General features: G+C 73.1%; 11 protein-coding genes. 10 read left to right on the top strand and 1 reads right to left on the bottom strand.

Annotation, left to right across the window (positions count from 1 at the left end; all coding sequences use genetic code 11):
* Positions 1-47: 47 nt before the first annotated feature.
* From SAVERM_RS08225 to SAVERM_RS08180, 10 genes are all read left to right on the top strand, one after another.
* Entirely contained in the window at positions 48-14537 is a 14490-nt protein-coding gene (locus tag SAVERM_RS08225) for a type I polyketide synthase (protein ID WP_063774023.1), read from the top strand.
* Between the two features lie 33 nt (positions 14538-14570).
* Positions 14571-17099, top strand: a complete 2529-nt coding sequence (locus SAVERM_RS08220; RefSeq protein WP_010982989.1) for a thioester reductase domain-containing protein — start codon at positions 14571-14573, stop codon at positions 17097-17099.
* Positions 17096-18232: an alpha/beta hydrolase gene (locus SAVERM_RS08215; protein WP_010982988.1), complete on the top strand. Its 1137-nt coding sequence runs from the start codon at positions 17096-17098 to the stop codon at positions 18230-18232. The genes SAVERM_RS08220 and SAVERM_RS08215 overlap by 4 nt, the downstream gene beginning before the upstream one ends.
* 63 nt (positions 18233-18295) lie before the next feature.
* Positions 18296-19096, top strand: coding sequence for an alpha/beta fold hydrolase (locus tag SAVERM_RS08210; protein ID WP_010982987.1), 801 nt, complete (start codon positions 18296-18298; stop codon positions 19094-19096).
* Positions 19097-19110: 14 nt separating this feature from the next.
* Entirely contained in the window at positions 19111-19581 is a 471-nt protein-coding gene (locus SAVERM_RS08205) for an RpiB/LacA/LacB family sugar-phosphate isomerase (protein WP_010982986.1), read from the top strand.
* Between the two features lie 85 nt (positions 19582-19666).
* On the top strand, positions 19667-20164 hold the full coding sequence (locus SAVERM_RS08200) for a carboxymuconolactone decarboxylase family protein (RefSeq protein WP_078234682.1): 498 nt from the start codon (positions 19667-19669) through the stop codon (positions 20162-20164).
* 163 nt (positions 20165-20327) lie between these two features.
* Positions 20328-20855 carry a GAP family protein gene (locus SAVERM_RS08195; RefSeq protein ID WP_052082301.1) on the top strand — a complete coding sequence of 176 codons (528 nt, stop codon included), beginning with the start codon at positions 20328-20330 and terminating at the stop codon, positions 20853-20855.
* Positions 20856-21065: 210 nt separating this feature from the next.
* On the top strand, positions 21066-22325 hold the full coding sequence (locus SAVERM_RS08190; RefSeq protein ID WP_042492851.1) for an acyltransferase family protein: 1260 nt from the start codon (positions 21066-21068) through the stop codon (positions 22323-22325).
* A gap of 187 nt (positions 22326-22512) precedes the next feature.
* Positions 22513-24132 (top strand): subtype B tannase, encoded by a 1620-nt coding sequence (locus SAVERM_RS08185; RefSeq protein ID WP_237528741.1) that lies wholly within the window; start codon positions 22513-22515, stop codon positions 24130-24132.
* Between the two features lie 217 nt (positions 24133-24349).
* Positions 24350-25240: an NAD(P)-dependent oxidoreductase gene (locus tag SAVERM_RS08180; RefSeq protein WP_010982981.1), complete on the top strand. Its 891-nt coding sequence runs from the start codon at positions 24350-24352 to the stop codon at positions 25238-25240.
* 72 nt (positions 25241-25312) lie between these two features.
* On the opposite strand, the gene SAVERM_RS08175 is transcribed toward SAVERM_RS08180, so the two are convergent.
* Positions 25313-25909, bottom strand: a complete 597-nt coding sequence (locus tag SAVERM_RS08175) for a TetR/AcrR family transcriptional regulator (RefSeq protein ID WP_010982980.1) — start codon at positions 25907-25909, stop codon at positions 25313-25315.
* Between the last annotated feature and the right edge of the window lie 204 nt (positions 25910-26113).

The following is a 26113-nucleotide window of genomic DNA, read 5'->3' as shown; positions in this document are numbered from 1 at the left end:
CCGTACGGAAACCGCCTGAGCCCGAGTTCACGAGGACACCTGCCCAGATGCCTGCGAACGAGTTCCCGAAGCAGTTCCCCGAGACGTCCCACGCGACCTCCGAAGGAGTGCGGGCCTGGCTGTCGGCGGCCGTCGCCGACGCGGCCGGGCTCCAGGCGCCGGTCATCGACCTGGACCGGCCGATAGCCGAATTCGGCCTCAGCTCCCGCCAGTTGGTCACTCTGGCCGCGGAACTCTCCCAGCGGATCGACCGGCCCCTGAACCCGTCCCTCGTCTTCGACCACCCCACCATCGCGGGGATCGCCGAGGCGGTCTTCGACGAAAGTCCCGTCGGCGCGACGGCGGCGGACCCGGCGCCTGCGGACGCGCCGCCCGCACGGGCGGACGACGACATCGCCATCGTCTCCATGGCCTGCCGCTTCCCCGGCGGCGCCGACGACCCCGAGGCGCTGTGGCGGCTGCTGACCGCGGGCGAGGACGCCATCTCGGAGGTGCCCGCGGGCCGTTGGGACACCCAGGGGCTCTACGACCCCGACCCGGAGGCCACCGGCAAGGCGTACACCCTGCGGGGCGGCTTCCTCTCCGACATCGACCGTTTCGACGCGTCCTTCTTCGGAATCTCACCGCGCGAGGCCGCGGCCATGGACCCGCAGCAGCGGCTGCTCCTCGGGACCGCCTGGGAGACGATCGAACGTGCCGGGATCGTCCCGGAGACGCTGAACGGCAGCTCCACGGGCGTCTACATCGGTCTGTACGACAGCGGATACCAGGCCTCGGCCTCACTGGGTCGGCTCGACGGGCACGTCGGCACCGGCTCCGCGTCCAGCGTGGCCTCCGGCCGCATCTCCTACACCCTCGGCCTCCAGGGCCCGGCGGTGACCGTCGACACCGCCTGCTCCTCCTCCCTCGTCGCCCTGCACCTGGCGGCGCGGGCGCTGGCGGACGGCGAGTGCGACCTCGCGCTGACGGGCGGCGCCACCCTGCTGGTGACCCCGCGCGGGCACGTCGAGTTCAGCAGGCTGCGCGGGCTGTCGCCGTCCGGGCGGTGCAGCCCGTTCTCCACCGAGGCGGACGGCGTGGTGTGGGCCGAGGGCTGCGGTCTGGTCCTGCTCAAGCGGCTCGCGGACGCGCGCCGGGACGGCGACCGGGTCCTCGCGGTCGTCAAGGGGTCGGCGATCAACCAGGACGGCCGCAGCCAGGGCCTCAGCGCCCCGAGCGGCCCGGCGCAGGAGCGGGTGCTGCGCGCCGCCCTGGACGCCGCCGGGCTCCGGCCAGACGACCTGGACTACGTCGAGGCGCACGGTACGGGCACGCCGCTCGGCGACCCCATCGAGGGCCGGGCGCTGACCGCCGTCTTCGGGCCGGGCCGCCCCGCCGACCGGCCGCTCGGCGTCGGCTCCCTGAAGTCCAACCTCGGTCACACACAGGCCGCGGCGGGCATCGGCGGCGTCATCAAGACGGTGCTGGCCCTCGGCCACCAACTGCTCCCGGCATCGCTGCACGCCGAGACCCCGACCGAACACATCGACTGGGCGGGCGGCGGCCTGCGCGTGCACAGCACCGCGGCGGGGTGGCCGCGCGACGTCGACCGGGTGCGGCGGGCCGGAGTGAGCGCGTTCGGGATCAGCGGTACGAACGCGCACGTGGTTCTGGAGGAGGCACCGCACGACCTGACGCGGCCCACGGGCGAGCCGCAGAGTCCCGAGCAGCCGACGGCCGAAGAGACCGCTCCCCACCTGCCCGCTCCCCACCTGCCAGCCCCCCACCTGACCGGAAAGACCCTCTTCCCGCTCTCCGCCCGCACCCTCCCCGCCCTCCGGGGCCAGGCCGGCCGTCTCCTCGAAGCGCTCAGCGCGGATCCGCAGACGCCGCTGCCCGAGGCGGCCGCCACGCTGGCCCACCACCGCACGCACTTCGAGCACCGGGCCGTCGTCCAGGCGGGCGACCGCGACGAACTGCTGACCGCACTGCGCGGGCTGGCCGAGGGACAGCCGGACACCGACAGGGTCGCCGGCCCCCAACAAGCCCTCCCCCCGGGGAAGCTGGCCTTCGTCTTCCCCGGCCAAGGCGCCCAGTGGACCGGCATGGCCCGCGATCTGCTGGACCGCTCCCCGGTGTTCGCGGACGAACTCGACCGCTGCGACGCCGCCCTGCGCCCGTTCACCACCTGGTCGGTGGCGGCCGTCCTGCGCGGCGACGCGGGCGCCCCGTCGCCGGACCGGGTGGACGTCGTCCAGCCGGTCCTCTTCGCCGTGATGATGTCCCTGGCCGCCGTGTGGCGGGCCCGTGGCGTACGGCCGGACGCCGTGATCGGGCACAGCCAGGGCGAGGTCGCCGCGGCCTGCGTCGCCGGGGCGCTCAGCCTCAACGACGCGGCGGCGGTGGTCGCCCTGCGCAGCCAGGCCCTGACCGAGCTGTCCGGCACCGGAGCCATGGCCGTCGTCGCCCTGCCGCACACCGAGGTCGAGGCCCACCTCGCCGGCCTCGACGGCCGGGTGTCCGTCGCAGCCGTGAACAGCGGCCGGTCCACGGTGATCGCCGGCGACGTGGAGCCACTGGAAGCCCTGCTCGCCGACCTCGACCGGCAGCAGGTGTTCGTCCGCCGCCTCGACGTCGACTACGCCTCCCACAGCGCCCAGGTCGAGCAGGTCCGCGCGGCCGTCCTCGACGAACTCGACGGGATCACCACCTGCCCGACGTCCGTCGCCTGGTACTCCACGGTCCTGGGCGAACCGGTCACCGAGGAACTGGAAGCCGACTACTGGTACACCAACCTCCGGGAACCCGTCCGCTTCGCGCCCACCGTGGAACGCATGGCGGCCGACGGCTACCGGTACTTCGTGGAACTCAGCCCCCATCCGTCCCTGCTCACCGCCCTGCGCACCGTCGTCGAAGACGCCGATGCCGCCGAGGCCGCTGAAGACACAGCCCCCGACCTGGTCGCCGTCGGATCGCTCCGTCGCGACGAGGACGGGCCCGCCTGCCTGGACCGGGCCGCCGCCGAACTCCACGTCCACGGACGGCGGATCGACTGGCGCCGTCTGGTCGCCGACGCACCCCGCGCGGATCTGCCGACGTACGCCTGGGACCCGCAGCGCCACTGGATCGAACCGGAAGCGGCCGCCGGCGCCCCCGGTCTCTTCGACCGTGCCGCGCATCCGTTGCTCGGCATCCAGTTGCAGTCGGCGGACGAGACCCGCTGGACCTTCCGCAACGAGTGGTCCCCGGCCACCGCCGACTGGCTGCCCGACCACGCCGTGTTCGGCCGGACCGTGGTGTCGGGCACGACGCTGATGGAACTGTGCCGCGCCGCGCTCGCCGTGGCCCGCCCGGACGCCCCGGGGGACGTCACCGACCTGTTCCTCCTGACGCCCCTCACCCTGCCCGGGTCCGGCACGGTCGAGGTGTCCGTCGAGGTGGTCACCGCCGGTCCCGTACCGGAGATCACCGTGCACAGCCGTCCGCGCGGCCAGGAGGGCACGGGCTGGACCCTGCACGCCACCGCGTCGGCGGCCGAGGCCGCTCCGGTGACGCAAGGGCCCTTGCCGGTGTGGCCGGAGGCGGCCGGGACGGCCTGGAGCCCCAAGACGTACGAGCGGCTGGCCCGCCTCGGCCTCGGCTACGGCCCGGCCTTCCAGGGCGTACGGGCGGCGGTGACGACCGGCGACGGCGAGCTGCTGGCCAGGCTCTCGCTGCCGACCGTGGCCCGCGATGTCGCCGACCCCTACCCGCTCCACCCGGCGGTGCTGGACGCCGCACTGCACGTGGCCGCCGTGTTCGACGCGGGCGACGCGTCCGACGGCCGGGTGCTGCTGCCGGTCGCGGTGGGCCGCTGCGTCCTGCCGCACGGCGGAGCGACCGAACTGACCGCGCGCGTAAGGCGGTCGGGCGGTTCCGGGACGGACCTCACGCTCGACGTGACGCTGTGGGACGCCGACGGAATCCCGGCGGGCCGCCTGGAGGGCGTACGGCTGCGGGCCGCGAACCCGGCGGACCTGGGCACCGGCTCCGAGAACGGGCGGCACCTGTACGAGGTGGCGTGGACGGCCGTACCCGAGGAGCCCGCCGGGGCGCCGGGCACCGAGTGGACCGTCCTCGGCGACCCCTCGGACCCGGAGGCCGCGGCGGCCCTGCGCGGCCTCGCGGCGGCGGGGATCACGGTGGGCGAGACGGGCGCGGACGTCCGCGTACGGTTCTGGCCGCGCCCGGCGTCCGACGTCGAACCGGCCGCCGCGGCACAGGAGTTGGCGGCCACGGCACTGGCCGAACTCCAGGCGCTGCTCGCCCTCCCCGAGGACGAGGCGCCCACCCGGACGGTTTGGGTGACCCATGGCGCGGTCGCGGCCGGCGAGGGGGACACGGTGCCCGGCCTCGCCCAGTCGGTGCTGTGGGGCCTCGCCCGCAGCGCCCGCACCGAACACCCCGGCCTCGGGCTGACCCTGCTCGACCTCGACGGCTCCGATCCCGGGGGTGCCCTGCCGGTCGCCGTCGCGTACGCCGGTGAACCCGAACTCGCGCTCCGGGCAGGCACGTTGCTCGTCCCGCGGCTGGTGCGGGCCCGCGCCGCACAGGCGTTGCCGATCCCGGCCGATGACCACTACGAGCTGGCCGGCCTCCCGGCGGACGTGACCCTGCGCGCGGTGGCGCCCCGGGCCCTGGCCCCCGGCCAGGTCCGGATCCAGGTGCACGCGGCACGCGTACACCCCTCCGGTGACGACGCGCCGGACGCCGTGTCGGCCGGTGTGCTCACCGAGGTCGGCGCCGACGTCGAGGGACTCGCCCTCGGCCTGCGGGTCGTCGCCGTCGCCGACACCGCGCCCGGCTCCGCGGCGGTCGCCGACGCGCGGCTGGTCGTGGCGCTCCCGGACGGCCTGCCGTTCACCACCGCGGTCACGCTGCCCGGGGAACACGCCGATGCCGTCGCACCAGGCCGCGCAGAGCTCGGTGCGGCTCTGCGCGAGGCCGTCGCGTCGGTCGCCGCCGGGCACACGCGTCCCACGCGCCCGCGGGCGTGGCCCGTCACCGCCGCGCGCGAGGCGATACGGAGAGGCGGCCCCGTCGTCCTCGACCTGGTCGGCCGCCCCACCCTGGCGCCCACCGACGGCACGGTGCTGATCACCGGCGGCCTGGGCGCGGTCGGCCGGCACATCGCCCGGCTCCTCGCCGAACACGGCGTCCCCCGGCTGCTGCTGACCTCCCGTCAGGGCGCCGACGACCCGCGCGCCGCCGAGGTGCGAGCGGAACTGGCCGCGCTCGGCGCCGAGGTCGAGGTGGCGGCGTGCGACGTCGCGGACGCCGCGGCCCTGGCCGACGTACTCGGCCGCATCGGCGACGAGTTGCCGCTGCGCGGCGTCGTGCACTGCGCGGGCGTCCTGGCCGACGGGGTGGTCGCCGAGCTGACGCCCGAACGCCTCACGCGGGTCCTGCGCCCCAAGGTCGACGGCGCCGCCCATCTGCACCGGCTCACCGCCGACGTACCGCTCGACCTGTTCCTGCTGGTCTCCTCCGCCGCCGGCGTCCTCGGCACCGCGGGGCAGAGCAACTACGCGGCGGCCAATGTCTTCCTCGACCAACTGGCCCACCATCGCCGGGCGCTGGGCCTGCCCGGCGTCTCGGTCTCCTTCGGCGCCTGGGCGGGCGAGGGACTGGCCGCCGAACACGCCGACCTGGAACGGATGGCCCGCCTCGGCCACCGCGCCCTCACCCCCGACCAGGGCCGCGAACTCGTCGAACTCTCCCTGCGCCGGGGCGCACCGCACCTGGTCGCCTGGTCCCTGGACCTGCCCCGCCTGCGCGAGACGACGGCGGCCGGCGACGACACGGCGGCGGCCTTGTGGCGCTCGCTGCTCCCCGCGCCCCGCACCGGCCAGGACGGCGCCGACGGCCTGGCGGACCGCCTGGCCCGGCTGCCGGAGGCCGAACGCGCCGAACGCGTCCTGGCCCTGGTCCGCGAGGAGGCCTCCCGCGCCCTGGGCCTGCGCTCGGCCCAGTCGGTCCGCCCCGACCAGCCGCTGCGCGAACTCGGCATGGACTCGGTCACGGCGGTCGAACTGCGCAACCGCATCGGCACCCGCATCGGCGCCAAGCTCCCCGCCACCCTGCTGTTCGACCACCCCACGCCGTCCCGGCTCGCCGAGTACCTGCTGACCACAGCGCTCGCGACGGCCGGCCGGCCGGCCCGCCGGACCGCACCCGGCGCCCAGCCGGCCCGCACGGCGACGCCCGCGTCCGACGAGCCGGTGGCCGTGGTGAGCATGGCCTGCCGCCTGCCCGGCGGGGTGAGCGACCCGGAGGGTCTGTGGCACCTGGTCGCCCAGGGCCGTGACGCGGTCGGCCCGTTCCCGGCGGGCCGCTGGGACGTGGAGTCGCTGTACGACCCCGACCCGGAGGCCCTCGGCAAGTCGTACGCCCGGGAAGGCGGTTTCCTGGACGGCATCGAGTCCTTCGACGCGGGCTTCTTCGGGATCACCCCGAAGGAAGCGGCGGCCATGGACCCGCAGCAGCGGCTGCTGCTGGAGATGGCGTGGGAGGCACTGGAGCGCGCCGGTACCGTGCCCGCCGAACTGGCGGGCAGCACCACCGGTGTGTACGTCGGCATGTTCGGCAGCGACTATCTCGCGGGCTCCCGGCTCGACCAGCTGGACGGGTACGTCGGTACGGGGTCGGCGCTGAGCGTGGCCTCGGGCCGGCTCTCGTACGCGCTGGGGCTGCACGGTCCCGCGTTGACGGTGGACACGGCGTGCTCGTCGTCGCTGGTCGCGACGCACCTGGCGGCGCAGGCACTGCGGTCGGGCGAGTGCGACCTGGCGCTCGCCGGTGGTGTGACGTTGATGGTGACGCCCGGGACCTTCGTGGAGTTCAGCCGCCTTCGGGGCCTGTCCCCGACCGGCCGCTGCCGCTCGTTCTCCGACGACGCCGACGGCGCCGTCTGGGCCGAGGGCGCGGGCATGCTCGTACTGAAGCGGCTGAGCGACGCGCGGCGGGACGGCGACCAGGTGCTGGCGGTGCTGCGTGGCACGGCCGTCAACCAGGACGGCCGCAGCCAGGGGCTGTCCGCGCCGAACGGCCCGGCTCAGGAACAGGTGATCCGGCGGGCGCTGGAGCTGTCCGCACTGGGCGCCGCCGACATCGACTACGTCGAGGCGCACGGCACGGGAACCACACTGGGCGACCCGATCGAGGCGAACGCGCTGTCGGAGGTCTTCGGCGACTCGCGTCCCGAGAACCGTCCGCTGTACCTCGGGTCGCTCAAGTCCAACATCGGGCATGCGCAGGCGGCCTCGGGCGTGCTCGGGCTGATCAAGGTGGTGCAGTCGCTGCGGCACGGGACCCTGCCGCGCACCCTGCACGCGGGCACGCCCAGTCAGCACGTCGACTGGGACGGCAGCGGCCTGCACCTGCTCCAGGAGGCGGTGGACTGGCCGTCGTCGGGGGAGCGGGTGCGGCGGGCCGGCGTGAGCGCCTTCGGGATCAGCGGCACCAACGCGCATGTGATCGTGGAGGAGGCACCACCACCGGCCGCGACGGAGCCGAACGCCGAACCCATGCCCGGGAAGCGGCTGTTCGCACTGTCCGGGCGCAGTGAGGCCGGCGTGCGGGGCCAGGCCGCGCGACTGGCCCAGTACCTGACCGAGGACGTCGCCCTGCCCGACGTCGCCCACACCCTGGCGCGGCACCGCAGCCACTTCGAGCGGCGCACGGCGATCGTGGCGGCCGACCGGGACGAACTGCGCGCCGCGCTCGACGCGCTGGCGACCGGACGGACACCGCTCGTGCCGCCCCGCGAGGAGCAGACGGGCAAAGTGGCCTTCGTCTTCGCCGGGCACGGGGGCCAGTGGCCGGGCATGGGCGTGGAGTTGATGGCCGGCTCGGATGCCTTCCGCGAGGAGCTGGCCCGCATCGACGAGGCGGTTCGGCGGCACGTCGGCTGGTCGGTGCTCAACGTGCTGCGGGCACCGGAGGAAATCGCCCCGCTCGACCGGACCGAGTTCCTTCAGCCGGTGCTGTTCGCGGTCAACGCGGCGCTGGCCGCCGCCTGGCGTGCGCTCGGCATCACCCCGGACGCCGTGATCGGGCACAGCCTGGGCGAGATCGCCGCCGCGTACAGCGCGGGCGCCCTCACCCTGGACGCTGCCGTGACCGTGGTGACCAGGCGTGCCCAGGCCGTCGTACCGCTGGCGGGCAAGGGCGGGATGCTGAGCGTGGAACTGCCGCGCGCGCAGGTGGAGGAGCTGCTCGCGCCGTACGCGGGACGGCTGTTCGTCGCGGCGGTCAACAGCGCGCACGCCACCGCCGTCTCGGGCGACGCCGAGGCACTGGCCGAGGTGCTCCACCGACTCGAGGAGCGGAAGATCCCCGCCCGGCGACTGTCGACGCCGTTCGCCTCGCACACCCCTTTGATGGATCCGCTCCGCGAGGAACTGCTCGACCGGTTCGCCGATGTGCGGGGCGCGCGGACGCCGACCCCGCTGTACTCGACGGTGCTGGCCGAGCCCGTGCCCGGGGACCGGCTCGACGCCGCGTACTGGTACGCGAACCTCAGGGAGCCCGTCCGTTTCGCGGACACGGTCCGGCGGATGCTGGACGACGGCTACCGCTACTTCGTCGAGCTGAGCCCGCACCCGTCGCTCGGCCCCTCGATCGAGGCGGTGGCGGCCGAGGCAGGCATCGACGCGGTCGGCGTCGGCTCGCTGCGCCGGCAGCAGGACGGGCGCGACATTCTGCTGCGCAGGCTGGGGGAGTTGTACGCGGCCGGGCACACGCCCGACTGGCCGGTGCTGTTCCCGACGGGGCGCCGGGTCGACCTGCCCACGTACGCCTTCGCCCGCGAACGCCACTGGCTCGCGCCCGCCCCGGCCTCCCCGGCGGGCGGCGGGGGGCCGCTCCTCGGCACCCACGTCGAGGCCAGCGACGAGCCCGACCGGCACCTCTTCCAGAGCGACCTGGACCTGCGCGACAGCCGCTTCGCCTACCTGACCGACCACCGGGTCACCGGCGACGTCTGGCTGCCCGGCGCCGCCTTCCTCGACATGGCACTGGAAGCCGCTTCCGCGCTGCAGGACGGCGGCGAGGTGCGGCTGGCCGACGTCAGGTTCCTGCGGCCGCTGCGTCTGGACGAGGGTCGGCCCGTGCGGCTGCAACTGGTCCTGCGGCCCGCCGAGGACGGCGTCCGGGACTTCACCATCGCCTCCGCGGTCACCGGTGAGCGGCGTACCCGCTGGGAGCGGCACGTCAGCGGACGCGTCACGGTCACCGCCGGGGAACCCATGGCCGATGCGCGGCTCGCCGTCCTGCGTGAGCAGTGCACCGAACAGGTCGACCTGCCGGGTGTCTACGCCCGGCTCGCCGCCCTCGGCATCGACTACGGCCCCGCCTTCCGGGGCCTGGAGGAGGGCCGCCGCACACACTCCGCGGCGCTCGGCCGGCTGGCCGCGCACCCCGCAGCCGGTCATCTGCTGCACCCCGCGGTCCTCGACGCCGCCTTCCATACGGCCGCGCTGCCGGGCGACGCGCCCGAGGGCCGGGCGTTCGTGCCCGCCGGGTTCGGACGGCTGCGGTTCACCGGGCTGCGCACCACGCCCGTGTGGGTGACCTGCGAGCTGCGGTCCATGGCCGGCGACACCGCGACCCTGGACCTGCGGCTCTGGGACGAGAACGAGCAACTCGTCCTGGAAGCGGAGGAGTTCGAGCTGGCCGCGCTCTCCCCACTGGACGGCGCGCTCTTCGAGACCCGCTGGCAGCCGCGCCCGCCCGCGCAGGAGCCGCCCGCCACGGGCAGTTGGCTGATCCTGGCGGACGAGACGGGCGTGGCCGTCGAGCTCGCCGAGCGGCTGGGCTCGTCGGTACCGCATGTCATCGTCCGCAGGGGCGAGGCGTTCGGCGTCGAAGGACCCGGCCGGTACGTCCTCGATCCGGCCGATCCGCAGCAACTGGCGCACCTGCTCGACGAGGCCTTCGCGGACGGGCTGCCCGAGCGGGTGGTCCAGTTGTCCGCGCTCGACGCTCCGGCGATCGGGGAGGCCCGTACGGCGGAGCAAGCGGCCCGGCTGTGCTGCCTGAGCACCCTGCACCTGGTGCGGACGCTCGCCGACCGTCCCGAGGGCCGGGCCCCTCGTCTCTTCGTGGTCGTACGGGGCAGCCAGGCCGTGGGCGACAGCACACAGGTGACGCACCCTCAGCAGGCGCTCGCCTGGGGCTTCGGTCTCGCGGTGGCGCAGGAGTACCCGGAGCTGGCGACCACGCTGATCGACCTGCCGTCCACGGACGGCGTCGACGCCCTGTGGGAGCAGCTCCGGCACGCGGACGACGAACGGCTGGTCGCACTGCGGGACACGGGACGTCTGGTGCCGCGCCTGGCTCGTACGCGCCCGGACGACGGCGGTCACGGTGAGCTCACCCCGGACGGCGTGTACCTGATCACCGGCGGTCTGGGCGGCCTCGGTCGCGTGGTCGCCGAGCGGCTGGTCCGCCGTGGTGCCCGCAGACTGGCCCTGCTGAGCCGAGGCAGGCCCGGCGCGGACGCCGCGGGCTGGATCAAGGGCCTCGAAGAGCGCGGCGTCACCGTGCACCTCGCCCGCGCCGACGTCGCCGACCGTGCCGGTCTGACGGCCGCGCTGGCGGCCCTGCGGCGTGACGCCGGACCGGTCGCCGGAGTCGTCCACGCGGCCGGTGTGCTCGACGACGCCACGGTCGCGAACCTCACGGACGAACGCGTCCTGCGCGTGCTCGCCCCCAAGGTTCTGGGCACCACCCTGCTCACCGAGCTGATCCCGGAAGCCGGGAACCTGGTCCTGTTCGCCTCGGCGGCCGGTCTTCTGGGCTCGGCCGGGCAGAGCCCGTACTCGGCGGCGAACGCCTTCCTCGACGCCTGGGCGCACCACCTTTCCCGTACCGACCGCCGGGCGCTGAGCCTCGACTGGGGTGCCTGGGCCGGCGTCGGCATGGTCGCCGAGTCCGGCACCCGGGCCGACGAGACCAGCCGGTCGGGTCTGGTCGCCTTCTCCCCCGACGAGGGCGGGGAACTGTTCGAGCGGGTGCTGGCCACGTCCCGGCGCCAGCTCGCGCCCATCGCCCTGGACTGGGAGATGCTGGCGCTCGACGCGGACGCGGCGCGGACCCGCCCGCTCCTGGGTGACCTGGTCACCGTCCCGACGGGTGGGGCGGACTCGGACGACCTCGTCAAGAAGGTGTTCGCGGCGACGACGGACCACGACCGTGCCGTACGGCTCGAAGCGTACGTACGGGCCAGGGTCGGCGAGGTCTGCGGAGGTGCCGTGGACGTGTCCGGGACCACGGTCCTCAAGGAACTGGGCCTGGACTCCCTCATGCTCGTCCGGCTGCGCAACGCCTTCGCCCGCGAGCTGGGCGTCGAACTCCCGGCCGCCGCGATGTTCTCGGCGTCCGACATCCGCGGCCTCGTACGGGCCCTGGTCGCGGCCCTGCCCGAGCGGGACACCGTGACACCGGAGCAGCCGGCCGACGTCACCTCGGAAGTGCTGGAAGTGCCGGAGACCGAACTGCGGCCCGCGACCCGCGATGTCGTACGACTGCTGCGCAGCGCCCAGCCGGGCATGCCGGGCGCGGCGCACGCCGTCGGCCTGGCGGTGCGGCTCACCACGCCGACCACCCGCGAGACGCTCACCGGCATCCTCACCCGGCTCGTCGCACGGCACGCGGCCCTGCGGACCGCGATCGTGCCCGGTGCCGAAGGCGGGCGGCAGCTGCGGGTGGACCGGGAGCCGGCGAACCCGGTGCTGCGCTGGACGGACGTGGCCGCCGACGTGGAACTCGACGCCGGCGACCGGCTGCGGGAACTGCTCGAGTCACCGTTCGACCTGACGACCGCGGCGCTGTGGCGGTTCGAACTGCTCGACGGTGGTGCGCGGGGACAGATCCTGGTGTTCGGCGCGCACCACGCGGTGAGCGATCTTCAGTCGCTGCTGCTCGTGGCGGGGGAGATCGACGCCGAACTGTCCGGCACCTCGCTCGGCGACACCGTCACCAACCGCGACATAGACCTGCTGATCCAGGCCCAGCGCACCGAGGGGACCGTGCCGACCGGCGACGGGCCAGGTGCTGCCGCCGCGGTCGAGTGGCGCGAGGCCTTCCACGGCAGTGGCCGTCTCGACCTGACACTCACCAGGGAGCGCCCGGCCGCGCGGTCGTACCGGGCCGGCAGTGTGACCGTGGCGATCCCCGACGGGCTCATGGAGCGGGTGTCGGCAGCCGCGAGCGGGCTAGCCGTCACGCCCGCCGCCTTCTGCCTCGGCACACTCACCGTGCTGCTGGCACACAGGCGCGAGCGTGAGCGCTTCGTGCTGGCCGTGCCCGTGGACACGCGCATCCACGCCGACGCGTACGACGCGGTGGGCTTCTTCGGCGTGCCGGTGCCGTTCCCTGCCGAGGCGGGGGCAGGCGAGCCGGTCGAGCAGGTGCTGCGCCGCACCGACGGCCGCCTCGAGAAGGTCCTCGCGAAGGGTGCCATGTTCTCGGACGTCCTGCCGACGCTGGCGAAGCAGGGGCTGTACCGGCCGAACGCGCCGCTGGTGGAGGTGTACTTCAACTACGTACGCTCCTCGGCGGGGCGCCTGACGAACCTGGAGGTGCTGCCGGCCGGGACGGGCTGGTCGGACCTCGACCTGATGATCACCATGACGCCGGACGCGGGCCGGATCCGGCTCGACCACAACCTCGACATCCTGGACGCGGCGGCCACCACGGACCTGGGGGAGGAGTTCCTGCGGCTGCTCGCCCGGGCGGTGGAGGATCCGACGGCACCGGTGCGTACGACGGCCGCGAGCGAAGCCCCGGCAGCGACGGAAGTCCTGGTCGCGTCCGAAGTCCCGCCCGCGGCCGAAGCCCTGGCGGTGAGCGAAGCGCCGGCAGCGACGGAAGTCCCGCCCGCGACCGAAGTCCCGCCCGCCGGCGAGCCCGCTGTCGTCCCGCCGCGTCCGCTCGCCGTCGCCGCCACCTTCGCCCTGGGCAATCTGCCGCTGATGTGCGAGTTGGCGTGCAACGAGGGGGCGGGGGCACGGGACGGCGGTGTGACGGTCGCGGAGGCGCCGTACCACCATGTGCTCGCGAGCCTGCGGGATCCTTCCGGCGTCTTCGCGGACCCGGCCACGGCGGTGGGCGTGGTGCTGCTGCGGGCGGCGGACCTGGAACGGTTCGGGCCGGTCGACGACGCGCTGCTCGCCGAGCTCCGCACCGAGTACCCGGCCGCGCTGCGGGCCCTGTCCGAGCGGACCCGGAAGCCGCTGATCGTCGGCTTCCCGCCGTCCGCGCGCGCCGACGACCGCCTCGAGCGCTGGGACAGCGAGGTCGCCGCCGAGCTGGCCGGGCTGCCCGGCATCGCGGTGCTGGGCCCCGACGACTGGACCCGGCACCACGCCGTCGGGGAACGCTTCGACGAACGGACCGAGAAGCTCGCCCACCTCCCCTTCACCCCGGACTTCCAGGCGGCGGTGGCCCTGCGCCTGGCCGACGTCGTACGAGCGGTGCGGCGCCCCGCGCCGAAGGTGATCGCGGTGGACGGGGACGAGACCCTGTGGGGCGGTGTCGCCGGGGAGATCGGCCCGGAGGCGGTGGACCTGACCGGTCCGCGTGCCCTGCTGGCGCGCAGGCTGCTGCAGTGGCGTGCCGCGGGTGCGCTGCTGGCGCTGGTCAGCAACAACGACGAGGACACGGTCCGGGCCGTCCTGGACCGCCCGGACAGCCTGCTGAAGGCGGAGCACTTCAGCGTGCTCTCCGCCGCCTGGGGCCCGAAGTCGGGTCGCCTGGCCGAGGCGGCGCGCACGCTCAACCTCGGTACGGACAGTTTCCTGTTCCTCGACGACAACCCGGTCGAGATCGCGGGGGTGCGGTCCGCGTTGCCGGAGGTGCTGTCGGTGACCTGCCCGCCGACGGCCGAACTGGACGAGTTCCTGGGCCGGTTGTGGCCGCTGGTCCCGGCGGCTGCGACGGCCGAGGACGGGCTGCGGGCACGGTTCTACGAGCAGGAGCGGGAGCGGGACGCCGTCCGCGAACACGCCGGTTTCGAAGAGTTCCTCGCCCAGCTGGAGCTGGAGGTAGACATCCGGGCCCTGTCCGCGGCCGACGTCCAGCGGGCCGAGCAACTCGTCCGTCGTACCAACCAGTTCACTCTCCGCGCCCGGTCGGCCGACGGCGGCGATCTCACCCGGTGGCGGGAGTGCGGCGAGGTGTGGACGGCCGCGGCCCGGGACCGGTTCGGCGACTACGGCCAGATCGGCCTGCTCGCCGTCCGCCCGGGAGAGGGCCAACTCGACGTACTGGCCTGGATGATGAGCTGCCGGGCGCTCGGCCGGGGTGTCGAGGAGCGCCTGTTGCGGTGGCTGGCCGACCGCGCCGAGGAACTGGGCTGCGCGAAGGTACGGCTGACGGCGGAGCGCACCCCGCGCAACGTTCCGGCCCGTCGTCTGGTCGCCGCGCTCGGCGGCGGTGACCAGGACGACGCGTATCTGGAGACCGTGGTCACACCGGACCAACTGCGGGCCTTCCGGTCCTGGCAGCAGCAGTGAGGGAAAGGACACAGCACACCGTGAAGGGTTCTCATGCGTGAGGTGAACGAGGGCGCGTCGGCGTACCCCGGACAGCGGGCGACCGGCGAGTCGATCGAACGGGGCGGCGGCGGGCTCAGCGTGAGCGACCTGCTGGCCAAGGTCATGACGGCCGCCGCGCCCCAGCCGACCGGCAGCGGTACGGAGTCGGGGCCCGGCGCCGGTCCGACGGCCGGTCCGTCGCTCGATGTGGACGGCCTCGCCGTCGCCGTCGCCGCCACCGCGGGCCGCTATCTGCCTGGGGGGCACCTGTCGCCGGACAGTGACTTCTTCGACGCCGGGGGCACGTCCGTGCACGCCGTGGAACTCGTCGCGGAGCTGGAACGCGAGCTGGGCATGGAGATCGCCCTGGACGACGTGTTCGCCGACGCCCGGCCGCGCACCCTCGCCCGGCGGTGGCTGTCGGCCGGCGGCGCCCCGGCCGCCCACTCAGCAACTCCGGCGACCCCGGAGCCCACCGCGGCCGGCGTCGCCGCGACGGGCGTCACCGCGATTGGCGCCACTGCGGCCGGTGCCGCCGTGGCCGGTGCCACCGCGGCCGGCGTCGCCGCGACCCCGGGCCTCCTCCCGCTCTCCGCCGCGGGCACCCGTCCGGCGCCCGCCCCGAGCGGCCTCCCCGTCCCGTCCCCCCGCACCCCACCGGCGGTGGCGGCCACCCCGCCGCCCGGGAGCGGCGACGCCCCCTACTCCACCGCCCGCCGCGAGGACCTCGACCAGATCCTGGCCGACCTCGCGCTCGCCGATCGCCTGCCCTGGACCGGCGCGCCCGAGCCGCTGCCGCCGCGCCGGATCCTGCTGACCGGCGCGACCGGCTTCCTCGGCAGCCACATGCTTCTCGACCTGCTGCGGCACAGCGACGCCCACGTCTACTGCCTGGTCCGCGCCGCCGACGAGGAGGCGGCCACCGCCCGGCTGGGCCAGGCGCTGAAGGGCTACGAGCTGCCCTGGTCGTCGGAGGTCCGCCGCCGGGTGACCGTGCTCCCCGGAGACATCCGGCACCCGCGCCTCGGCCTGTCCGACGACCTGTGGAACACCCTCGCCCACGAGCTGGACAGCGTCGTCGGCGTGGCGGCGGCCGTGGACTTCCTGCGCGGCTACCCCTCGCTGCGGCAGAGCAACGTCCTCGGCGCGCTGACCCTGGCCGAACTGGCGGCGACCGGCCGGCCCAAGCCGCTGCACCACATCTCCTCGATCGCGGTCTTCAACGAGGTCGGCATCACCGCCATGGGCGAGGACGACCCGCTCGCCCGCGTAGACCGGCTCGTCGCGGGCTACGACCAGACGAAGTGGACCGCCGAAGTCGCGCTGCGGCGAGCCCGCGACCACGGTCTGCTGGTCACGGCGATGCGCCCGGGCGGCATCGGCGGCCACACCAGGACCGGCGCCTACAACCCCCAGGACCTCAGCAGCGGCCTCATCTCGGCCTTCGGCCGCTTCCGCACCGTGCCCGCGTTCCGCTACCTGAACGCGGCCCCGGTGGACTGGGTGAGCCGGGTCGCGGTCGGCGTCATCTGCGAACCCGACGCCTGGGGCTACGACTACAACCTGACCGGCGTGCCCAACACCCTCGACGACGTCGTACAGGACATGGCGCTCGGCGGCATGCACGTGCGCGTACAGGACTGGGACGAGTGGCGCACCGACGCCCTGGCCCGCCTGGAGGCCGACCCGGTGCCCGAACTCGCCTTCCTGACAAGGGTGTTGCGGAGCCCCACCGCCCTCAAGCTGTGCGAGGCGACACTGAAGGGCCCGGCGGCCCACGACGACCGCACCGCCGCGCTCGTCGAGGCGCTCGGGCTCGGGCCCGCGGCCCGCTACGACGCCCAGGCGCAGCTCAGGACGTTCGAGCGGCTGGCCCGCGACGGCCTCGCCCGGCTGCCGCACAAGGACGACCAGCCGTACCTGTGGTTCTCCGAGAGGACCGAGGGCGGCGTCGGCCCGGTCGGCGCCCCCGCCGACACCCCCTGCTCGATGGCGCTCACCCTGTCCATCGCGAGCATGTACCAGCTGGTGAAGGAGCGCCGGGTGGACGTCAGCGGCGAGCTGGTGTGCGCGGCGGTGCACCCCGAGCCGCTGACGGTGGAGCGCGGTGACGTCTGGATCCGCCCCGAGGAGGGCATCCCGGAACAGCACGGTATGCGACATCAACTCCTGCGCTACCGGCTGGAGTTGCGTGACACCGACGGCGGCCACTGGTGGCTCGAGGGCCACAAGTACGCCCGGGCCCGCCGCGACGTGTGGCGGCAGACCCGCGCGCTGACCGTCGAGATCGGCCGTGCGGGCGAACCGGCGCGACTGACGGGCGAGGTCGTCGTACCGGCGGACAGCTATGTGCGCGACCAGATCGACGGCATCAAGGTCGACCCGCGCCTGACCAGCCAGGAGAAGCGGGCCGCCAAGCTGACCTGGCTCGCCTGGTTCGGCCTTGAGGTGGGCCGCGGTCTGCTCGGCCCCTTCGCCCGGGTCGCCGCGGACCTGCTCGACCTGCGCCGCAACCCGACCCTCACGGAGCGCAACCGATGATCTTCAGGACGACCGACTCCACCACCAGGCCGGCGCTCCGCAGGGTCAGGACCACCACGACCCTGCGCCCGCTCCACCACCGCCTCGATCCCGCGCGCGTCGAGGAGATCCCCTTCCGCGCGGGGGACGGGGTCCGGCTCGGCCTGACCCGCGTCGACAGCGGCGAGCCCGACCGGCCCGCGGTGCTGCTCCTGCACGGACACACCGCGTCCGCCGACATGTTCTTGCTGCCCGAGACCCGCAACCTCGTCGACGCCCTCCTCGACGACGGCTACGAGCCCTGGCTGCTCGACTGGCGCGGCAGTTGCCGGCTGCCGTACAACGAGACCGGCCAGAAGTACACGTACGACGACGTCGCCCTGTACGACATCCCCGCGGCCGTCTCCCACATCCGCGGGCGCATCGGCGACCGGCCGTTGTTCGTGGTCGCCCACTGCATCGGCTCGCTCACGCTGTCGCTGAGCATGACGGCGGGGCTGGTGCCGGGGCTCGCGGGCGTCGTGTCGCAGGGCGTGTTCCTGACGCCGAAGCTCGCGGGCCGGACCTCGCTGCGGATGTCGGTGGCCGGAGAGCTGCTGAAAACCCGGATCGATCACATCCCGGTCGACTTCCGCAAGGTGGGCCTCTGGTCGAAGTACACGCCGCTGTTCGCACTGGCCTCCCGCAAGGCGAGCTGCCCGGACCCGACCTGTCAGATCCTGCACAACTCGGCGTGGGGGACGGGCGCCTCGCTGTTCGTGCACGAGCACCTGTCCGAGGCCACCCACGACCGGCTCGCCGAGCTGCTAGGCCCCGCGCCGCTGTGGATCCTGCCGCATCTGCGCCGGATCGAGCTGGCCCGCAGCGTGGTCCGCTGGCACGACACCGACCACCGCTACCGGGAGTTGCCGCAGAACGCGCTGGACGCGGCCGGCCGTATCGACACCCCGGTCCTGCTGATCGCGGGCAGCGAGAACGGGCTGTGGCTCGACTCCCAGAAGCTCTGTCACGACGTACTCGCGCGCAGGCAGCCGTACTTGGACGTCTCGTACACCGAGATTCCCGGCTACGGTCACCTCGACACGTTCCTCGGCCGGGGCGCCGCCCTCGACGTGTTCGGTCACATTCTCGACTTCCTGGGCGAACGGCGGTGACGGCAGCGGAGCGGCCGACTACCGTACGCGTCAGTAACCGGACCGCACTCCAGGAGGCGACCCATGCCGCAGCTCGCTGTCGACGGCGCAGGAATGACGTACGACGACGAGGGCCCGCACGACGGTGACGGCGGTGTGCCTCTGGTGTTCATCCACGGCTGGACGGCCGACCGGCACCGCTGGGACCACCAGATGGCGCACTTCGCCGACAAGCGCCGGGTGGTCCGGCTCGACCTGCGCGGGCACGGGGAGAGCGGGGGTTCGGCGCGGACGATCGACGAGCTGGCCGGGGACGTCATCGCTCTCCTCGACCACCTGGAGATCGACCGGTTCATACCCGTCGGCCACTCGATGGGCGGGATGATCGCGCAGACCCTCGCGCTCGCCCACCCCGAGCGGATCGAGCGCCTGGTGCTGGTGAACTCGATCAGCCGGATGACCTACAGCCGGGGGCGGGGGCTGCTGATGGCGGCGTCCACGCTGGTGCCGTTCAAGCTGTTCGTCGCCGCCAACATCCAGCGGGCGTTCGCCCCCGGTCACCCGCGCGAGGAGGTCCGGGAGTACATCCGGGCCTCCTCGGCGACGCCGCGGGACGTGGTCATGACGTACTACGCGGCCATGCGGTCCTTCGACGTCCTCGACCGGGTCGGCGAGATCCGGATGCCCACCCTGCTGGTGCACGGCTACTACGACATCCAGTTGCCCGTCTCACAGATGCTGCGGATGGCGAAGGACTACCCGGACGCGGTGGTCCGGATCGTGGACGCCGGCCACGAACTGCCGGTGGAGAAGCCCGCGGAGCTGACCTCGGCGCTGGACCGGTTCGTGACCGGCCAAGTGGGAGGCGTCCAGCTCGTCGGCTGAGTAGTCTCCGAGGCATGCGGATCTCCGTCTCCTCGGACATGGACGAACCCGTGGCCCGCTCTCTGCTCGCGGAACTGCGCGGCCGCGGCCACGAGGTCGTGGCGCACGGCGCGCTGCGCCCCGGCGACGACACGCGGTGGGCGGCGTGCTCGGCGGCGGCGGCCCGGGAGGTCGCCACCGGGACGTCGGACCAGGCGGTCGTGTGCTGCTGGACCGGCACGGGCGCGTCGATCGCCGCGAACAAGGTGCCCGGCGTGCGGGCGGCTCTGTGCACGGACGCGTACACGGCGGACGGCGCACGCCGCTGGAACGACGCCAACGTGCTGGCGCTCAGCCTGCGGCTGACGTCCCAGCCCCTGCTCAGGGAGATCCTCGACGCCTGGTTCGCCGCCGAGGCCGGCGAGGACGCCGACGACCGGGAGAACGTGGCGCACGTCGGGCGGCTGGACGCGGACAGGACCGGGGGCGCCGCCGACCGCGGGTGACGCGTTCCTCGGCCGTGCGAACATTCCCGTGGCCGAGGAGACGGCCGCGCCAAAAGCCGACGCCGCAGCACCGAGGAGTTTCACGTTGAGCGACACGACAGCAGGTCCCGTGGGCACGCGGGGCACGCGGGTCTTCATCGACAAGCAGAGCCCGAAGGCCTATCACGCGTTGGTCGAAACCTCCGAGGCGGTCCGCGCGGTCGCCGCCGACGCGGGGCTGGACCGTGTGCTCGTGGAGCTGATCAATCTCCGCGTGTCGCAGATCAACGGCTGTGCGTACTGCCTCAGCCTGCACACGAAGGCAGCGCTGCGGGTGGGTGAGACTACCCAGCGCCTCGGTGTGCTGGCGGCGTGGCGCGACACCGAACTGTTCACATCACGGGAACGCGCGGCCCTCGCCCTGGCGGAGGTGACCACCGACCCCGCGGACGCCACCGCGCAGGAGCACGCCTACGACGCCGCCCGCCAGGTTCTCACCGACGACGAGATCTCCGCGGTGATCTGGGTGGCGGTCACCATCAACGCTTTCAACCGGGTCTCCATCATGAGCAAGCACCCTGTGCGCGGGATCCCCCACCAGTAACGGATACCCGTCGGGTCGGATCACCCGTTCGTCCCCCGCATCGCGCCGCCGGGGCGGCTGCCGTCGATGATGTCCGTGGGGGCACGTTGCAGTGGGCGTTCCGGCGGTCGCCGGCTGCATGCCTGTTCGCCTCGGCCGCCTATCGCCGTCCGGAGGCAGGTACATGGGGAAGGTGCTCGGCGATGTCGGCGGGTCGGAAGGAGCTTCCGGCCACGGGCAGCCGGCCACCTGGGTCGGGGGGGGGCTCAAGCTGGGCCTGGGAGTGCTGCTCGCGCTGTTCGGTGTCCGGCTGTGGCACCGGCGCCCCAGGGACGTCTCCCAGGCGCGACTGCCGAAGTGGATGGCCGCGATCGACAGCTTCACCCCAGTCAAGATCTTCGGGCTCGCGCTGCTGCTGTCGGCGGCCAACATCAAGAACGCCACGTTCACCATCGCCGCGAGCGCCTCGATCAGCTCGTCCGGGATTCCGTTGGGGCAGCAGATCGGGGCGCTGGCGGTGTTCGTGGTCATCGCGTCTCTGGGGATCCTGGCGCCGCTGGCGGTCTTCCTGATCGCGGGAGAGCGAGCACGGAACACGCTCGACGGCTGGAAGAACTGGGCCGCACAGCACAACATCCCCGTGATGGCGGTGCTGTGTTTCGTGATCGGGCTGAAGCTGCTCGGGGACGGCATCGCCATCCTCACCGGTTGACCGTCCTCCGACGCCCTCCCTCTCGCGGATGCTTCCGCTTGATTCCTCGTCCCCCACACGTCGCCGCGTTCGCACGCGCCACCCGAGGTCCGCGGTCGGTGTCCTGGGTGGCACGCGGCTGACGCGCCGGACACGCCGGGGGGTGGTGCCCGGCGCGCTCGCCCCCCAACACTGGTGGTGCAGGCGGCAGTCGGGGGAGGGGCACCGGTCATGGCGACCCGCATCGAACAGGTAGGGCAGGCGCTGCCGGAGCGGCGTCCGGAGCTCGACGCCATCCGGATGCTCGTGGTGTTCGGGCTGATCTTCTTCCACTCGGCCCTCGTCTTCGCGACGGACGACGACTACTACGTCAAGAACTCCGAGACCACGCAAGTCATCATGATCCTGGCCGGCTTCGCGGTCGTCTGGGCGATGCCGGTGCTGTTCCTGATCTCCGGCCTGGGCTCGTGGTACTCGCTGCGCCGCCGCGGCGCGGCGGGCTTCGTCAAGGAACGCCTGTTGCGCCTGGGCGTGCCGCTGGTCTTCGCCACCCTCGTCCTGAACCCCCTGCCGCAGTGGCTGCGCCTGCGCTCCGCGGACCCCGGCTACGACGAGTCCTACCTCGCCTTCCTCCCTCACTTCTACGACGTGCATGTCGAACTCGCCGAGTTCCCCTTCCTCTTGCAGGGCGAGCACTTCGAGACCGGCCACCTCTGGTTCGTGGTGCTGCTGCTCGCCTTCTCCCTGATGCTGGCGTTCCTGTTCCGCGTGCTCGCGGCGGATCGCCTCCGACCCGTCACCGACCGGCTGGCGCAGGCCACCTTCCGCGTCCGCGGGGCGATCCTTCTGCCGGCGCTTCCGCTCGCCCTGCTCTGCGCCTTCGCCGGCCTGGAGGAGGACTACGCCGGCTGGCATCGCTGGGCCTATCTGGTGTTCTTCGCCGCGGGCTGCGCCCTCGCCGCCGATGACCGCGTCCGCACCGCCATGCGCCGGGCCGCGGTGCCGGCCGGCCGGCTGGGGGGTGTCCTGTTCGCCCTGTCCGGCCCCGGCTTCGCCGTCGCGGACGAGCCCTTCACCGAGATGACCGCCCTGGGCATGGCGACCCGCGCGTTCTTCGGGGCGGCCGGCTGGTGCCTGGTCGTCGCCATCCTCGGCCACCTCGACCGGCGCCGCGCGGCGCGGGCCGTCGGCCGGACTCCCGACCCGCTCTCTTCCGGGCGCCACCGCGTGTACGCCTACCTGGGCGCCGCCGTGCTGCCGGTCTACGTACTGCACCAGCCCGTCGTCGTGGCCGTCGCGTACTTCGTCGTGGGCTGGAACGCCCCGATCCCCGTCGAATACGCGGTGATCGTGATCATCTCCCTGGCTGTCACCCTGTCGGTCTACGAGCTCCTGGTGCGGCGCACGCGTGTGACGCGGTTCCTTCTCGGAATGCGGGTCAATACACCTGACCGACCGCCACGGCCCGGGACTTCCCCGCGCTCCCGCTGACAAGAGGCCGTCATATTCCCTCCGTCCGCTGAGGGAATGGCGCAGCCATGGAAATGCTGTGTGTTCGCGATGAATTACATATGCGTCCGCGATAACGTCGACAGGATTGTTGACAATATCGCGTCGGGTCTTTTACGTTCGCAAGCGCAAGATCAGCACAGAGCGCGGCCGTGAATGGGAGAGATCAATGAAGCACAGGGCAATGAAGCGCAGGACCGTCGTCATGGGAGTCGGCGCGGCAGCCGGCGTCGTGGCGGCCGGCGGATTCGCCTTGAGCGCGCAGGCGTCGGGTACGTCCGGTTCCAAGTCCTCGGATTCTTCGGACGCGTTGGTTTTCGACAAGGACGCTTTCACGGTTTTGACGACGACCATCACCACGGACGGGGGTGACAAGGAGGTCAAGTATCACTTCTACAAGGCGATCACCTATGTCGCCAAGCCGGTGGACGAGAAGTACCAGAGCCTGAATGTGAGTGTTCCGGTCGAGATCGACGGGACGGCGGTGGATGCGACGAACGCGCCGATCCTGTTCGCGAACTCGGTGGGCGGCTACATGCCGTCGTCGGTGGCGGACGCGACCGGGGTGGGCGGCGCCGCGATGACCGGCATGCCCGGCGGCGGCGCGAGCGCGTCGCCCAGCGCCTCGGCGTCGGCCGGTACGGGTGCGGGCGAGGTGCAGTCCGGCGGCAACGGGCAGGTGAATGCCGGCGGTGAGATGGTCAACAACGGCAAGCTGGCCCTGGCGGCCGGCTATGTGGTCGTCGAGCCGGGTGCGCGCGGGCGGACACTGACGGATTCCAGTGGCACGTACTACGGGACGGCACCGGCCGCGATCGTGGACCTGAAGGCCGCGGTGCGCTACGTCCGCTTCAACAAGGGCCGCATCCCCGGCAACACGGCCCGGATCGTCTCCTCCGGCACCAGCGCGGGCGGCGCGCTCTCGGCGCTGCTGGGCGCGTCCGGCGACAGCCCCCTCTACGACAGCTACCTGAAGGATCTCGGGGCGGCCGAGGCCAGCGACGCGATCTTCGCCAGCGGCGACTGGTGCCCGATCACGGATCTGGAGCACGCCGACATGGCCTACGAGTGGAACTGGGGTGCCAACAAGCTGAGCACCGGCACACTCGTCGACCAGAGCGTCTCCAAGGAACTGAGCACCGCCTTCGCCGACTACCAGGCCTCCCTCAGGCTGCGCGCCAAGGGCTTCGGCGCGCTGACCGCACGCAATCTGGACGACTACCTGCTGCGCACCTACCTTCAGCCGTCCGCCACCACTTACCTCAAGGGCCTGTCGGAGACGGAGCGGTCGACGTATCTGGCGGCGAACACGTTCATCACCTGGGACGGGACCGTCGCGACCTTCACCTGGGCCGACTTCCTGACCCATGTGGGAGCGCGGAAGAAGGACACGCCCGCGTTCGACGCGTTCGACCTGTCCGCGGGCGAGAACAACGAGTTCGGCACCGGAACCACCCAGGCCCGCCACTTCACCCTGTACAGCCTGCGGCACGAGAAGGGCGGCAGCGCCCGGCTGGACAGCGACCTTCCCACCAAGCTCGATCTGATGAACCCGATGTACCACCTCGTCAAGGAGCAGAACCCCCACCGGTCCAAGCACTGGTGGATCCGGGTCGGCACCAAGGACAGCGACACCTCCCTGTCCGTCGTCGGCAACCTCGCCGCGAGCCTGGAACAGCTCGGCGACGACGTCGACACGCTCTACTACTGGGACCAGGGCCACGGCGCCAACACCGACGCCGCCGACTTCATCACCTGGATCGCCAAGGTCACCGGCTACAAGAAGTAGCCCGGTCCCCGGCCACAACAAGTAACCCACCATCAACCGCGACGCCGAACCCACGTCCCTCAGTCAGCGTGGGCCCGGCGTCGCGGTGTTGTGACGACCCCGTCCGTGCCGTGGCCGGGAAAGCGCGCTTGTGAGGGGCACACTCCTGGGAGCCGGTGCGCCCGGGCATCCTGAGACGCGCCGGCCCCGCAGACCCCCAGCACAGAAGGCTGACGTCATGACCGACACCCTCACCGTGAGCGTCCTCGGCACCGGAATCATGGGAGCGGCGATGGCCCGCAACCTCGCCCGGGCCGGACACACCGTCCGGGCCTGGAACCGCACCCGCGCCAAGGCCGAGCCGCTGGCCGCCGACGGTGCGCACATCGCCGACACCCCGGCCGAGGCCGTGGAGGGCGCCGACGTCGTCCTCACCATGCTGCACGACGGTGACGCCGTCCTGGGCGTCATGCGCCAGGCCGCCCCCGCCCTGCGCCCCGGGACCGCCTGGATCCAGTCGACCACCGCCGGCCTCGACGCCCTCACCGGCCTCGCCGACTTCGCCCGCGAGCACCGGCTGGCCTTCTTCGACGCCCCCGTCCTCGGCACCCGCCAGCCCGCCGAAGCCGGACAGCTCGTCGTCCTCGCCGCCGGCCCCACGGAGAGCCGGGAGACCGTGACGCCCGTGTTCGACGCCGTCGGCTCCCGCACGCTGTGGACCGGCGAGGACGGCGCGGCCGGCAGTGCCACCCGCCTCAAGCTCGTGGCCAACAGTTGGGTCATCGCCGCCACCAACGCCACCGGAGAGGTCCTCGCCCTGGCCAAGGCCCTCGGCGTGGACCCGCAGAACTTCTTCGACGCCATCGCCGGCGGCCCCCTCGACATGGGCTATCTGCACGCCAAGGCCGACCTCGTCCTCAACAACGGTCTCACCCCGGCCAGCTTCGCCGTGAGCACGGCCGAAAAGGACGCCCGCCTGATCGTCCAGGCCGGACAGGAGCACGGCGTCCGCCTCGACGGAGCCGAGGCCTCCGCCGAACGCCTCCACCGCGCCGCCGCCCAGGGCCACGCCGACGAAGACATGGCCGCGGTCTACTACGCCAGCTTCGACGAGACACGGACCCCCTGACGACGGCGGTCGGCGCGGCCGCATGGATCGTCTGCGGGCCGGGCCGGGCCCGGGGCCGCGGGGGCGTGACGCTCAGCGCCCGCGTGCCCCGGTGCGCAGGCCGTCCATGACCAGGTCCAGAAGGCGGGCGGCGCGTGGCTGCCAGTCGCCGTGCGGGTCGATCTGCCAGAGGCCGGCGATGGCGAGGATGAAGTCGTCGGGGGTCACCCCGGGGCGGATCGTGCCGGCCGATTCGTTCGCGTCCAGCAGGAGCGCGGCGGCCGCGGTCACCGGTTCGTGCCCCGGTTTGGCCGGGCTGCCCGGCGCGCTGGTCGCCTTGCGAATCGCCTCGGCCATGCCTGCCTTGGCCATGGCGAACTGGGCGAGCCGGTCCATCCACTCCCGCAGGGCCTCGTCCGGTGCGCGGGTCCGCAACAACTGGGCCGCGGTGTCGGCGACCTGCTGCATCTCGTAGCGGTAGATCTCCAGGACGAGGGCCTCGCGGTTGGGGAAGTTGCGGTAGAACGTCCCCTGCCCGACGCCCGCCTTCTTCGCGATCGCGCTGAGCGGGGCGTCCGCCGAGCACGTCAGCTCCGCCAGGGCGACTTCCAGGATGCGCTCGCGATTCCGTTGCGCGTCCGAGCGCAGCGGTGCTTCCTTCTTCTGCTGCACCCGTCCTCCTTCCGGCATCACGGCGAGACTCCCTCCGGAAGTCGCGGCCGGGCCGCCCTTGCTAAGCGGACAGCTGTCCGTTAGGTTTTCCATGTAACGGACAGCTGTCCGCTTAGCGCCACCATAGCGGCAAACAGGGCCCGTGGGGATGGCCGGAACCGATCGCCCACCGGCATTCTCTCGTACCTCTCCAATTGAGGGACCGCCCCTTCGGCTCCCCTG

It is taken from the genome of Streptomyces avermitilis MA-4680 = NBRC 14893 (genome assembly GCF_000009765.2).
Taxonomy (GTDB): domain Bacteria; phylum Actinomycetota; class Actinomycetes; order Streptomycetales; family Streptomycetaceae; genus Streptomyces; species Streptomyces avermitilis.
The sequence above is the reverse complement of the archived record's forward strand: the minus strand, read 5'-3'. Positions and strand labels throughout refer to the sequence as shown.